Source organism: Burkholderia gladioli (genome assembly GCF_000959725.1).
GTDB lineage: Bacteria > Pseudomonadota > Gammaproteobacteria > Burkholderiales > Burkholderiaceae > Burkholderia > Burkholderia gladioli.
Genome location: NZ_CP009322.1, coordinates 535,034 through 547,721, shown reverse-complemented (window position 1 = coordinate 547,721; position 12,688 = coordinate 535,034). Strand labels below are relative to the sequence as shown.

Genomic DNA, 12,688 nt, shown 5'->3' with positions numbered 1-12,688 from the left:
TCTCGCTGCTCCGGCCCATGTTCTTATCTGTTGTACTAATCGTTTAACATTTCACGCATGTAACGCGCGGAAATAATTTGTAATGTAGCAAAAAACAAAAATCAATCTTTTTGCAATCTGATACGTAAAAAAGATTCCGCCGGATCGGGCGGAAAGCTTACAGGCGGGGCCGCGCAGCTCAATCGAGAGGAATGATTCGGTCCAGACAACAATACAAGGACATAACAAAATGTCGATTGACAATCGAATCGAATCAGGAAATTGGCGCTGCGCAAGTGCAGCAAATATTTGAACGAATCGGTGAAAAGGCATTACGCCGAAGCCGGCGCGGAAGGCCGAGCGGATTCGTGGGAGGAAAACGCGAAGGGCGCGCCATGCGCGATGGCGCGCCCGATCGTGCGATAGCGACGAACGCTTCGCTCAGTGAGCGTCGACGAACGCGAGGATGTGCCGCGCCACCTCGTCCGGTGCCTCGCGTTGCGGAAAATGGCCAACGCCGTCGAGCAGCTCGCGTCGATAGGCCGAGGTGAAGAAGCGTTCCTTGCCGGCCGAACTGGCGGGATGGTTGCAGGTGTCGATCGCGCCGTGCAGCACCAGGGTCGGCACTGCCAGCACCGGCGCGGGATCGAGCAAGGCCTCGTCGGCGTCGTAGGCCGCATCGCCCGCCACGAAGCCCCAGCGATGCCGATAGGAATGCAGCACCACCTCGGCCCAGTCGGGCCCCTCGAAGGCGCTGCAGGCATCCTCGAAGGCCTCCTCCTCATACCAATCCGAGGGCGACCAGGTATTCCACATCTGCCGCGCGAAGGCACGGCGCTGCTCGCGCACCGCCTGCTCGCCGCGCGGCGTGGCCATGAACCAGTGATACCAGTAGTTGCGCGCCTGCTCGAACGGCAGCGGCTGGCGCGGATCGTTGGTGCCATAGCCGACCGACAGCATCACCAGTTGCTCGGCCACGCCCGGCCGCAGCCCGCAGGCATTGGCCACCGCCCGCGCGCCCCAGTCGTGGCCGACCAGCAGCGGCCGCGCGAGCGACAGCGCGTCGATGAAATCGAGCAGGTCGCGGCCGAGCGCGGCCAGTTGCCCGCTGCGCGGCGTGGCCGGATCGCGAAAGCGGGTCGGCGCGAAACCCCGCAGCGCGGGCGCCAGCACGCGATAGCCGCGCTCGGCCAGCACCGCCGCCACGCCCTCCCAGGAGCGTGCGTTGTCGGGCCAGCCGTGCACCAGGATCGCGACGCGCTTGCCTTGCGGGTTCCATTCCAGATAGGCAATTTCGAGCGTCGCGGTGGATACCGAGGACCAGGGCTTCATGTCGCCTCCATGTGCGTATCGAAAGCTCCGATGCTAGCGAGCTCGCCTGGACGATTGACGATCAATCGACGCCTATAATGCACATTTCGTGATGAATGGAGTTCGCCGTGGACACCGCTTTCGGCCCTCAATCGGCCAGCCTCGACATCGTCCTGCTGCGCACCTTCGTGGCCGTGATCGAACTGGGCGGCTTCGCGCCGGCCGCCGAGCGGCTGGCGCTGACGCCCTCGGCCGTCAGCGGCCATATCAAGCGGCTCGAGGACAGCGCCGGCGCGCGCCTGCTGGAGCGCACCACGCGCCGCGTGGCCACCACGCCGGCCGGCGAGACCCTGCATCGCTACGCGCGCAACATCCTCGACCTGGAACGCGAGGCGCTCGCGCGCCTCAAGGGCTCGTCGATCCAGGGCCGGCTGCGGGTGGGCGCCTCGGAGGATTTCGCCGGCACCTGGCTGCCCGGCGTGCTGCAGGCCTTCCAGCGCGGTTATCCCGATGCCGCGATCGAGCTGAAGGTCGGCATCACGCCGGACCTGGTGCGCCAGCTCGCGCGCGGCCGGCTCGACATCGTGTTCGGCAAGCAATGCGGGCCGATCGATCGGGATGGCGAACTGCTTTGGGAGGAACCGCTGGTGTGGGCCTATGCCGAGCAGGCGCCCTTCTCGTCCGACACGATCGTGCCGCTGGCCGCCTTCGCGGCGCCCTGCATCTATCGCGACGCGGCCGTCACCGCGCTCGGCGAGAGCGAGCGCGAATGGCGGCTCGCCTTCGAGAGCAGCAGCATGGCCGGCTGCCTGTCCGCCGCGTTGTCGGGCTTCGCGGTGGCGCCGGTGGCGCGCAGCCAGCTGCGCCCCGGGCTGCGTGCGCTGGGCCGCCGCGAAGGCATGCCGGCGCTGCCCCAGGTGCGCTTCTACGCCTTCATCGGCAAGCGCACGCCGGCCACGCTGGCGCTGGTGCGCGCCGTGCACGAGGCCGGCAGCCCGGGCCGCTTCGCGCCGCGCAACGCGGCCTGAGCCCGCGGATCGTCAATCCGGGTTCCTTAATCCGGCTAATTCATGCAGGCCCGCGCCGCCTGACGATTCGATTACGAGTTTGCTAGAATCGCGCCCATCAAGGGATTTTCAACGATCGACCGATCTCGCCTGGCACAAACCAGGCTTATCGATCGATTAGCCACGCTAATGCAAAAGATTCTCGACTCATCGATGCTGGGCGCGCTGCGCTGCTTCGCCTGCGCCGGACAACTGCTCAGCTTCACGCGCGCGGCCGACGTGCTGAGCCTCACGCAGAGCGCCGTGAGCCAGCAGATCCGCCAGCTCGAAAACCGCCTCGGCTACGCGCTGTTCGTGCGCGAACACCGCCGCCTGTCGCTCACGCGCGAGGGCACCATGCTGCTCGAGGGCGTGCGCCGCGGCTTCGACGAGATCGAGACCACCCTGGTGCGAATCGCCAGCGCCGACGATCCGGTGCGCGTGGGCTGCTGCCCCTCGTTCGCGATGCTGTGGCTGGTGCCGCGCCTGTCCGACTTCCACCTGCAGTTCTCGCGCAACCCGGTGCAGTTGAAGGCCGAGTTCACGGCGGCCGGCCTGCCCGATCACGACACCACCGGGGTCGATATCGCCATCCGCTATTCGGTCGACGATTTCAGCGACATCGAGCATGCCGATGCCCTGCTCGACGAATGGCTGCTGCCGGTGGCAACGCCCGCCTACCTGGAGCGGCATCCCTCGCTGCGCGCCGGCAAGCTCGACCGCAAGGTCGCCTTCCTGCACGACGCGGCGGCCTGGACCGGCTCCTCCGATTCGGCCGAGTGGCAGGCCTGGCTGGAAGCGGTCAAGCCGGCCTGGCTGCCGCGCATCGACGGGCCGCGCTTCAATCTCGGCAGCATGGCCTTCAACGCCGCGCTCAACCACCAGGGCGTCGCGATCGGGCGCGTGTCGATGCTGCTCGACGACCTGCGCGACGGCCGGCTGGTGCCGGTGGTGCCGGTGGCGATCCGCTCGCCGGCGCGCTACTGGATGATCCGCCGCGCCGACAGCGCGATGTCGGTCGGCTCGTTCCGCGCCTGGATCCGTCAGCAGTGCGCGCACCATGCGCTGCGCCGCGCGCACGACATCGGGCAGCTCGGCGTGAGCCTGGGGCAATCGCCCGAGCCCTCGCGCGCCGCCCGCTGAGCGTACCTGCGACGCGCGAAGCGAAACCGCCGCTTCAAAGCGACGAACGCGACGAAACCGGCGCGTCCGGTCGCGAGGGCACGCGATCGGGCGGCACGCCGAGCACATGCAGCGCGCCCTCGGTGATCGCCGCGAACACCGGCCCGGCCACCGGCCCGCCGTAATACGAGCCCTTGCGCGGTGTATCGATCATCACCGCCACCACCACGCGCGGCCTCGACATCGGCGCCATGCCGACGAACACCGCGCGATACTGCCCCGCCGCGTAACCATGCCGTCCATTGCTCTTGCGCGCGGTGCCCGTCTTCGCGCCGACGCGATAGTCGGTCAGGCGCGCCATGGTGGCGGTGCCGCCCGGCGCGACCGTCTCCTCCAGCATGGCGCGCACCCGGGCCGCGACGGCGGACGGGATCACCGCCGCGCCCGGCCGCGCATCGCGGAGCTCCGGCATCTCGTGCAGCAGGCTCAGGCGCGTGGCGCGCCCGTCATTGGCCAGGATCACGTAGGCGCGCGCCAGTTGCGCGAGCGACACCGACAAGCCGTAGCCATAGGACATGGTCGCCTGCTCCACCGGTCCCCAGCGATGCGGATTGCGCAGCGTGCCCGACACCACGCCGGGAAATCCCTCGAGCGGCGCGCCGCCCAGGCCGAAGCGCCGGAAGTTGTCCCACATCGCCTGCGCGCTCAGCAGTTGCGAGATCTTCACCATGCCGATATTGCTCGACTTGGCGATCACCTGGCCGGTGTCGATCACGCCATGGTCCGAGGTATCGCGAATCCGCGCGCCATGGAATTCCAGCACGCCGGGCGAGGTATCGAAGCGCGTGCCGGGCGTGATCAACCCATCGGCCAGCGCCAGCGAGACGGTCAGCGGCTTGATGGTCGAGCCGGGCTCGAAGGTGTCGGTCAGCGCGCGATTGCGTGGCGGCCCGCCCGCCAGCGCGCCAGGATCGTTCGGATCGAAGCTCGGCACGTTGGCGAGCGCGAGGATCTCGCCGCTGGCCACGTCCACCGCGATCGCGCAGCCGGCCGCCGCGGCCGTGCGCTCGACGCCGCGCGCCAGCGCCTCCTGCGTGAGCCGCTGGATCTGCCGGTCGATCGACAGCACCAGGTCCGGCTGCGGCTCGGGCAGGTCCGAATCGCGCGGCTCGGTCACGGCGCGGCCGAGCCGGTCGACGATCAGGGTGCGGCTCGCGGCCTGGCCGCGCAGCGCCGCGTTGCCGGCCAGCTCGATGCCTTCCAGCCCCGCGCCGTCGCGGCCGGTGATGCCGATCACCTGGGCCAGCGCATCGCCTTCCGGGAAGTAGCGTTTCTGCGCGGCGATCGCGTGCAGGCCCGGGATTGCGCTCGCCAGCAAGGGGCGCGCGACGTCCAGCGGCACCGCGCGCCGCAGCGGCGCGAAACGTCCGCCGCGCCGCCGGAACGCATCGACCGAAGCCGGCGACAGATGCAGCGCGGCGGCCAGCTCGCCGACCTGCCCGGGCGTGGCGCGCGCGAAATCCTGCGGATCGAGCCACAGATCGTCGACGGGTTCGCTGATGGCCAGCACGTTGCCGCGCCGGTCGAGGATCTTCGAGCGCAGCGCCACCGCGCTGAAGGTGCGCTCGTAGCGCCGCCGCCCCTGCTCCACGAAGAACTCGCGATGCGCCACCTGCACCCAGGCCGCGCGCGCGATCAGCGCCAGGAAACCGAGCGTGAGCAGCAGCACCACCAGGCGAGAGCGCCAGGCGGGCAAGCCGGCCGGCACGCCGGGCGAACGATGGAAGGAGAAGTGCTCGCGTGACATGCGCCGGGCGATCCGTGCCGGCGGCGAAGCCGGCTCAGTGAGGAAGGCCGGCGATTGTGTCGAGCGCGCGCGCGGCGCTCAAGCGATGATTTCTTGGGCGTGGATTAGCCCGCTTAATGCCTGCGCCACAACGGGCGGCGCGCATTCAATCGCGCATTCAATCGCGCACGCCATCGGCTCCCGCGAATACCGACATGCGTCGCATGATCCAGTCCAGCAGCTCGTTGGCGGCCGCCACCAGCGGCCTGCCCGGCTTCACCAGCAGGCCCGCCTTGATGTCGAGGAACAGCGGATGCGAGATCGGCACCACCGCGAGCTTGCCCGCGGCCAGCTCGCGCTGCACCGCGAACTCGCCGATCAGCGCGACCATCGAGCCGGCCTCGACGATGCGCTTGAGCGCGGTCAGCGAGTTGGCCGTCAGCGAGGGATGGATCCGCACGCTCTCGGCGAACTCCAGCATGCGCGCCGCGTGGCCGATGCCGAAGGTCGAGGGCATCAGCGCGAGCGGATGCGCCAGCACCTCGGCGACGCTGGCCGGCCCGCCGCGCCGCGCGAGCGGATGATCGCGGCGGGTCAGCAGCACGATCGGCTGCGCGACCGTCATGCGATGCACCACCAGCGGATGCGGCGGCGGGTTGTAGGCCAGGCCGATATGCGCGCGGCTCTCGGCGATCGCCTCGAGGATGTCGTCGACCGGCAGCATGTTCAGCTCGACGCTCACGCCGGGATAGGTGGCGAGGAATTCGGCCAGCACCTCGTCGACCAGGCCGTCGACGAAGCCCTCGCTGACCACCAGTTGCACATGCCCCTGGTGCAGCCCCTTGAGCGCGTGCAACTGCTCCTCGAGCTTCTCCTGGTGAGCGCGATAGCCGCGCCAGAATTCCAGCAGATGGGCCGCCGCCTCGGTGGGCTTCACGCCCCGCGCGAGCCGCTCGAACAAGGTGGTGCCGAGCTCCTCCTCGAGCAGGCGGATCTGGCGCGTGATCACCGAGGGCGAGGTGTTCAGGTGGTCGGCCGCGCCGCGGATCGAACCATGGGTGAGGACCTCATGGAAATAGCGCAGGCGCTGCTGGTTGATTTCTCGCATGAATCGACTCGGGGCGAAAAGGAAGACAGCGGCGGGAGTGTTGCCCTGGCGGCAACGATACATGAACCGAGTTGCTGTTGCTCGTGCTTTTTGGGCTGGACATCATTCGCACACCAGAACGTGAAGGCCGAGCCGAGCCACGCCACCGGAGATCCCCATGTCGACTGTTTCCCGCGTCGGTCTCGACGCCCGCGCGTCCTCGCTCTATGCGAAGGTCAACCTGCGGCTGCTGCCGTTCCTGCTGCTCTGCTACCTGTTCGCCTACCTGGACCGCGTCAACGTCGGCTTCGCGAAGCTGCAGATGCAACAGGACCTGGCGCTGTCGGATGCCGCCTACGGGGTGGGCGCCGGCATCTTCTTCATCGGCTACGTGCTGTTCGAGGTGCCCAGCAACCTGCTGCTGCCGAGGATCGGTGCGCGCCGCACCTTCAGCCGGATCCTGTGCCTGTGGGGCATCACCTCGGCCTGCATGCTGTTCGTGCGCAACGTGCCGATGTTCTACGCGATGCGCTTCCTGCTCGGCGTGTTCGAGGCCGGCTTCGCGCCCGGCATGATCTGGTACCTGTCGCGCTGGTACGGCCCCTCGCGGATGGGGCGCGCGATCGCCATCGTGTTCCTGGCCGGGCCGATCGGCGGCATCGTGGGCGGCCCCTTGTCGGCCGCGCTGATCACCACGCTCGACGGCCGCCTGGGCCTGGCGGGCTGGCAGTGGATGTTCCTGGTGGAGGGCCTGCCCTGCGTGCTGCTGGGCCTCCTGACGCTGCGCGTGCTGCCCGATCGCGCCGCCGACGCGCGCTGGCTCGATGCCGAGGAGAAGCAGCGCATCGAGGCCGAGATCGCCGCGCCCCACCTGCACGAACGCGGCTTCGGGCGCGCCCTGCGCGACCTGGCGATCTACCGGCTGGCGATCGCCTACTTCAGCCTGATCGCCGCGATCTACGCGATCAGCTTCTGGCTGCCCACCCTGCTCAAGGCGCGCGGCGCCACCAATCTGATCACGCTCGGCTGGTACAGCGCGATCCCCTACCTGGCCGCCGCGATCGGCATGACCTGGATCGGGCGCCGCTCGGATCGCACCGGCGAGCGCCGCTACCACGCGGTGGTGCCGGCCTGCGCGGCGGCCCTGGCACTGGCCGCGGCGACGCGCTTCGACGCGCAACTGCCGATCGCGCTGGGCCTGCTGACGCTGGCCACCGCCGCGCTGTGGATGGCCTACACGGTGTTCTGGGCGATTCCCTCGAACTTCATCAAGGGCGCCGAGGCAGCCGGGGTGATCGCGCTGATCAACACCATCGGCCTGTCCGGCGGCTTCTGGGGCCCGGCCATGATCGGCTGGGTCAAGACCGCCACCGGCAGCCTCGACGCGGGCCTGCTCGCGCTAGCCGGCTTCCCGCTGCTGGCCGCCGTGCTGCTCGCCACCAACCGGCTCAGCGCCGCGCCGCGCTGAGTATCGGGCGCCGGCTTCGCGGCCCGGCTCGCACCCGCTTCCCCGGCGGCGCCTCGCGGCGCCGCGCCGTCTTTTCCTTCGGACTCCACGATGAAGATCCTGATTGCCGGTTTCCAGCACGAGACCAATACCTTCGCGCCCACCCGCGCCGACTACGACAGCTTCGTGCGCGGCGAGGGCTTTCCCGCGCTGCGCCGCGGCGCCGAGGTGCTGGCGCTGCGCGAGGTGAACATTCCCGCCGGCGGCTTCATCCGCGCCGCCGAGGCGCGCGGCCACGCGCTGCTGCCGGTGATCTGGGCCGGCGCGAGCCCTTCCGCACACGTGACGCGCGAGGCCTACGAGCGCATCGCCGGCGAGATCCTCGACGCGGTGCGCGCCGGCGGTTTCGAGGCGATCTACCTGGACCTGCACGGCGCGATGGTGGCCGAGCATGTCGACGACGGCGAGGGCGAACTGCTGGAGCGGATCCGGCGCGAGCTGGGCGCGGGCGTGCCGGTCATCGCCTCGCTCGATCTGCACGCCAACGTGACGGCGCGCATGCTGCGCGACGCCGACCTGCTGGTCGCCTACCGCAGCTACCCACACGTCGACATGGCCGAGACCGGCGAACGCGCGCTGCACCTGCTGGAGCGCCTGGCCGCCTCGCCCGCGAAACCGGTGTGCGTGGCGCGCGGCCTGCCCTTCCTGATTCCCGTCAACGCGATGTGCACGCGCTTCGATCCGGCCCGCGCGCTCTACCAGGAACTCGCGCGGCTCGAGCACGACGACGAACGGCTGCTGTCGCTGTCCTTCGCGCCCGGCTTCCCGGCCGCCGACTTTCCCGAATGTGGGCCGATGCTGTGGGGCTACGGCATCGACGCCGACCCGATCGAGCGGCGCATCGAGGCCCTCGCGCGCGCGCTGGTCGCCGACGAGGCGAGCTGGCGCGTCGATTTCCTGAGCCCCGACCAGGCGGTGCGCGCGGCCCTGCACGCGAGCGTCGGCGCCACCCGGCCGGTGATCATCGCCGACACGCAGGACAACCCCGGCGCGGGCGGCGACGCGAACACCATGGAACTGGTGCGCGCGCTGCTGCGCAATGGCGCGCGCGAGGCGGCGGTGGGCATGATCTGGGACCCGCGAGCCGTGCGGCTCGCGCATCAGGCCGGTGTGGGTGCAAGCATCGAGCTGGCGCTGGGCGGCAGCCAGGGGCGCGACGCTCCCGCCGCTCATGCTCCTTTGACAGCCCGCTTCGAGGTCGCCCATCTGTCCGACGGCCGCTTTCGCTTCGACGGGCCGATGATGAACGGCATGGACGGCGAACTGGGCCCGGTCGCCTGCCTGCGCATCGAGGACGTGGAGATCGCGGTGAGCGCGACCAAGATGCAGATGTTCGAGCGCAACCAGTTTCGTTGCGCGGGCATCGATCCCGAGCGACGCGCGATCCTGGTGGTGAAGAGCTCGGTGCATTTCCGCGCCGACTTCGAGTCGATCGCGCACACGATCCTGGTGGCCAAGGCGCCGGGGCCGATGGCGGCCGATCCGGGCGACCTGCCCTGGCGCCGGCTGCGTGCCGGCATGCGCGTGCGCCCGGGCGGGCCGGCCTTCGCGCGGGCCGACGCCCTCGCGGCCACGCGCTGATTCGACTCGCGGCGCGTTTGCAAGATCGATTGCGAGCAGGCAGCTTGCCGCCCCGTCACGAACCCATCGCGATCGCATCGCGCGGCTGATCCGCAAGGCCCGGCACCCGCGCCGCGCCCGCCATGCAAAACGGCGCGCGCCATCTCGCCGATGGCGCGCGCCGCATCGAATCACGCTCGACGAATCACCGCTCAGCCGGGCACCACCTCGGCGCTGAACGCCTCGACCTCGGCGGCCAGGCCGATCGCGGCCTGGCGCACCAGTTCGCCGCCCTTTTCCTGCGAGGCCTGCTTCGGATGTGAACCCATTCGGCCGTCGGGGAAGCGCGCGCGGAATTCGAGCGCCTCGCGGATCGGCCCCATCGGCGCGATCTCGGGCGCGTAGTCGGCATCCTTGATGGTATGCGGCAGCGCCCATTGCGTGACGGCGATCTCGGAGGGCGTGGCATGCACGCCATGGCCGGTCGGGAACTGGCGGTTGGCGATCTCGGTCACGCCTTCCAGGTCCCACCAGTTCTTCAGCTTCAGCGCGAAACCGCAGCGGCGGCGCGCGAAGCTGGCCTGCGCGTAGATCTCCGAGAACGCGGCCTCGATCGAGGCGATGTTGCCGCCATGGCCGTTGAGGAACAGGATCTTCTCGAAGCCGTGCACGGCTAGCGAATTGACCCAGTCGCAGATCGCCGCGATGAAGGTGCTCGGGCGCAGCGAGATGGTGCCGGGAAAGCCCAGGTGGTGCTGCGCCATGCCGATGTTGAAGGTCGGCGCGACCAGGATGTCGGCCGACTTCTGCGCCTCGACGGCGATGATCTCGGGACACAGCCAGTCGGTGCCCAGCAGGCCGGTGGGGCCGTGCTGCTCGTTCGAGCCGATCGGCACCACGATGGTGCGGCTGCGCTTCAGGTAAGCCTCGATTTCGGCCCAGGTCGACAGGTGCAGGAGCATGATGAATTCCGTTGGCAGGTGCGCTGGGCTCGCGCGACTGCGGGCCGGACGATGCGCGGGTGGGGACGATTCGTGATGTCGCGATGGATCACATCGTCCCAGCAAGCCGCCCGATGCACAACAGCAACAAGATGAACGAAACGTTGCCCGGCAAGCAACGCTCGATTCGATCGGCCGCCTGTCACGGCGCCCGGCCGGCGCTGCGCCGATTCCTTGCCTCGCCCTTCCCTCCCCTTGCCCCGGCCTCAGCCCGCCTCGACCACGTCCGGTTCGGCGAGCGCCGCCTCGTGCGAGGCTTCCAGCCCGGCGCTGACGATCACCGTCGGCACCGGACGGCCGCCGTCCAGGCGCGAGCCGTCCGCGCGATACCAGAGCATCGAGACGATATCGCGCGCATCGCGCGTGCTGGTTTCCTCGAATTCCTGCTGCATGGCCTTTCTCTCTCGATGATGTGAATCGCCGCGTCCGCAGGCGCGCAAACGTTGTCGTCGACGCGTGCGAGCGCTGAGCCCGCGGCGTCGATCGGCACCTGCCGCCCTCGCGCCGCCCGTCCTGCCGCTTGTCCTACCTTGCCGCCATCCCGCCTTGCTGTTGCATCGTGCCGCCGGCCCGCCTCAGGCTTCCTCGAGCACCCACTTGACCAGCCCGTGGCGCCCCTTGAAACCGAGCTTGGTCGCGGCGCGCTTGATATAGGTTTCCACCGTGCTGTGCTTGACGCCCAGCGTCTCGGCCATCTCGCGGAAGGTGCTGCCGGTCAGCAGGCCGACGCAGACCTCGATCTCGCGGTCGGAGAGCACCACGGCCGCGCTCGACAGGCGATGCTCGAACTCGCTGCGCAGCGATTCGTTGCGCGTTTTCTCGCTGGACTCGCGCTCGTCGGCCACCGGGCGCGCGCTGGCCGCGTAGCGGCGGTGCGAGGCGTGCATCTCCACCAGCGGCAGCAGCATCTCCGCGCAGCTCTTGAGGAAGGACATTTCCTGCAGGGTGAAGTCGTAGGACTGGTCGGGGCGATACAGCGAGATCACGTAGCGCCGGTTCGCCTTGCGCGAGACCAGGTGGCACTGGAAACCGCGGTCGTAGCGACACGAGGGCATGGCCTCGAAACCGCTGCTCGACTCGCAGTGGCGCGGCGCGTTCATGTGGATCAGCTGCGTGTCGGACGCCGCGAGGATCTTCATCGACAGCGGATCGCGCGCGATGCCGCGCTCCAGCTCGTCCTTGAGGATGGTGGTGCGGATGTCCTGGTCATGCGAGGCGAAGGCGCCGAGCAGGTGCACCCCGACGATTTCGCCCTTGCTCTCGTTGACCGACCACGCGGTGATCTTGGTCGAGGCGACCTTCACGGATCCGACGAGCAAGGCGTGCAGATCCGAGGTGAAGCGCTCGGTACCGGTGCTGGATATGATTTTCCCTAGCTTGCCAAATATCTCGACCAATTCGTGTTCCTCGGAATATGTTGTTGTGCAGCCCAGGCGCGCTCTCGCCGGATCGATGAATCGACCAAGGCATCGCGGCGGCACCTGCCGGCGCCGGGTCCTGCCGATCTTCCCCTGCCCGCTTCCACCGATCGTGCCGCACGGCTACGGCCGACCTCGCGACAGGTCTCGACGCCGTCGTGGCCGGTCCATTGCGCCGGACATCGATGCGCCCACCACCACGCCCCACTCTCACGAGGCGCTTCGGGACCCGCCGGCCGCATCTGAACGGCGCCCGATCCGGGTTCCCTCCGGCGATTCCTCTCAAAACCGCCGGATGAAAAAAGGTAGCCAGCATCCGCATGCCGCAACAAGCCGGACACACGAACCCCGACCCCGTTCGCGAAACCAGCCTCGCGAACCGTGCCGGCCGATGCCACCGGCCACACGCGGGTCACAATGCGCCGCGCCGCCCGAGCCGGCATCGACCGACCTGGCCAGGCCGGCGATGGTGCCGTTTGCGTCGTGATTCATTGTTATGAATTGCCAGCACCGCGACTGTACTGGATTTTCCATGACACAGCGCCCTCTACAAAAAAATACTTTTGAAACGAGTTACGCTGTGTTAGGAAATCTAACCCTTGTTTTATGCGAATTGCGCGTGAGCGGAATGCGACATCCATTTCCCGAATTCGGCGCGTTATGCCAGATGGCACGCCAGCCGGGGTTTCTGGTCGAAGAAAGGGAGTTGGGGAGAACGCGACGGGACGCCAGGGAAGGGCGCGAGGAGGACTATGTCGATCGACCGGCATTCTGCCGGCCTTCATTTCGTTATGTTAATCAGTTGATTAACAGTGAGATTTGGTTTCACGATTATGACGTTTGAAACGATCGTTCCGTTTCAAACCGGGAA

11 protein-coding genes are annotated in these 12,688 nt (G+C 68.5%); 5 read left to right on the top strand and 6 right to left on the bottom strand.

Features of this window, described 5'->3' with window-relative positions:
- Positions 1-420: 420 nt before the first annotated feature.
- A complete protein-coding gene (locus tag BM43_RS03340; protein WP_036056868.1) occupies positions 421-1,311 on the bottom strand; it encodes an alpha/beta fold hydrolase in 891 nt (296 codons plus the stop codon).
- A 95-nt stretch (positions 1,312-1,406) separates the two neighbouring features.
- On the opposite strand from BM43_RS03340, the gene BM43_RS03335 reads away from it, so the two are divergent.
- Both BM43_RS03335 and BM43_RS03330 read left to right on the top strand, forming a co-directional pair.
- Complete coding sequence (locus BM43_RS03335; protein ID WP_036056869.1) at positions 1,407-2,318, top strand: LysR substrate-binding domain-containing protein; 912 nt, start codon at positions 1,407-1,409, stop codon at positions 2,316-2,318.
- Between the two features lie 168 nt (positions 2,319-2,486).
- Positions 2,487-3,479, top strand: coding sequence for a LysR family transcriptional regulator (locus BM43_RS03330; RefSeq protein WP_013689697.1), 993 nt, complete (start codon positions 2,487-2,489; stop codon positions 3,477-3,479).
- A gap of 34 nt (positions 3,480-3,513) precedes the next feature.
- Here BM43_RS03330 and BM43_RS03325 read toward each other — a convergent pair whose 3' ends face one another.
- Together BM43_RS03325 and BM43_RS03320 are read right to left on the bottom strand one after the other, a co-directional pair.
- Positions 3,514-5,265, bottom strand: coding sequence for a peptidoglycan D,D-transpeptidase FtsI family protein (locus BM43_RS03325; RefSeq protein ID WP_042286528.1), 1,752 nt, complete (start codon positions 5,263-5,265; stop codon positions 3,514-3,516).
- A gap of 157 nt (positions 5,266-5,422) precedes the next feature.
- Positions 5,423-6,352 (bottom strand): LysR family transcriptional regulator, encoded by a 930-nt coding sequence (locus BM43_RS03320; RefSeq protein WP_036056870.1) that lies wholly within the window; start codon positions 6,350-6,352, stop codon positions 5,423-5,425.
- A gap of 157 nt (positions 6,353-6,509) precedes the next feature.
- Between BM43_RS03320 and BM43_RS03315 the strand changes: the two genes are divergently transcribed.
- Both BM43_RS03315 and BM43_RS03310 read left to right on the top strand, forming a co-directional pair.
- The gene (locus BM43_RS03315) at positions 6,510-7,799 is read left to right on the top strand and encodes an MFS transporter (RefSeq protein WP_036056872.1); all 1,290 of its coding nucleotides are present in this window, start codon (positions 6,510-6,512) and stop codon (positions 7,797-7,799) included.
- A 90-nt stretch (positions 7,800-7,889) separates the two neighbouring features.
- Entirely contained in the window at positions 7,890-9,419 is a 1,530-nt protein-coding gene (locus BM43_RS03310; protein ID WP_036056874.1) for a M81 family metallopeptidase, read from the top strand.
- A gap of 191 nt (positions 9,420-9,610) precedes the next feature.
- Here BM43_RS03310 and BM43_RS03305 read toward each other — a convergent pair whose 3' ends face one another.
- The 3 genes from BM43_RS03305 to BM43_RS03295 all read right to left on the bottom strand — a co-directional run bounded on the left by BM43_RS03305 (position 9,611) and on the right by BM43_RS03295 (position 11,796).
- Positions 9,611-10,360, bottom strand: coding sequence for a creatininase family protein (locus BM43_RS03305; protein ID WP_025099871.1), 750 nt, complete (start codon positions 10,358-10,360; stop codon positions 9,611-9,613).
- Positions 10,361-10,605: 245 nt separating this feature from the next.
- Positions 10,606-10,791 (bottom strand): hypothetical protein, encoded by a 186-nt coding sequence (locus BM43_RS03300; protein ID WP_036056875.1) that lies wholly within the window; start codon positions 10,789-10,791, stop codon positions 10,606-10,608.
- Between the two features lie 183 nt (positions 10,792-10,974).
- Positions 10,975-11,796, bottom strand: coding sequence for a LuxR C-terminal-related transcriptional regulator (locus BM43_RS03295; RefSeq protein WP_025099873.1), 822 nt, complete (start codon positions 11,794-11,796; stop codon positions 10,975-10,977).
- A gap of 553 nt (positions 11,797-12,349) precedes the next feature.
- Between BM43_RS03295 and BM43_RS40135 the strand changes: the two genes are divergently transcribed.
- Positions 12,350-12,661 carry a hypothetical protein gene (locus tag BM43_RS40135; protein WP_124076795.1) on the top strand — a complete coding sequence of 104 codons (312 nt, stop codon included), beginning with the start codon at positions 12,350-12,352 and terminating at the stop codon, positions 12,659-12,661.
- Positions 12,662-12,688 lie beyond the last annotated feature (27 nt).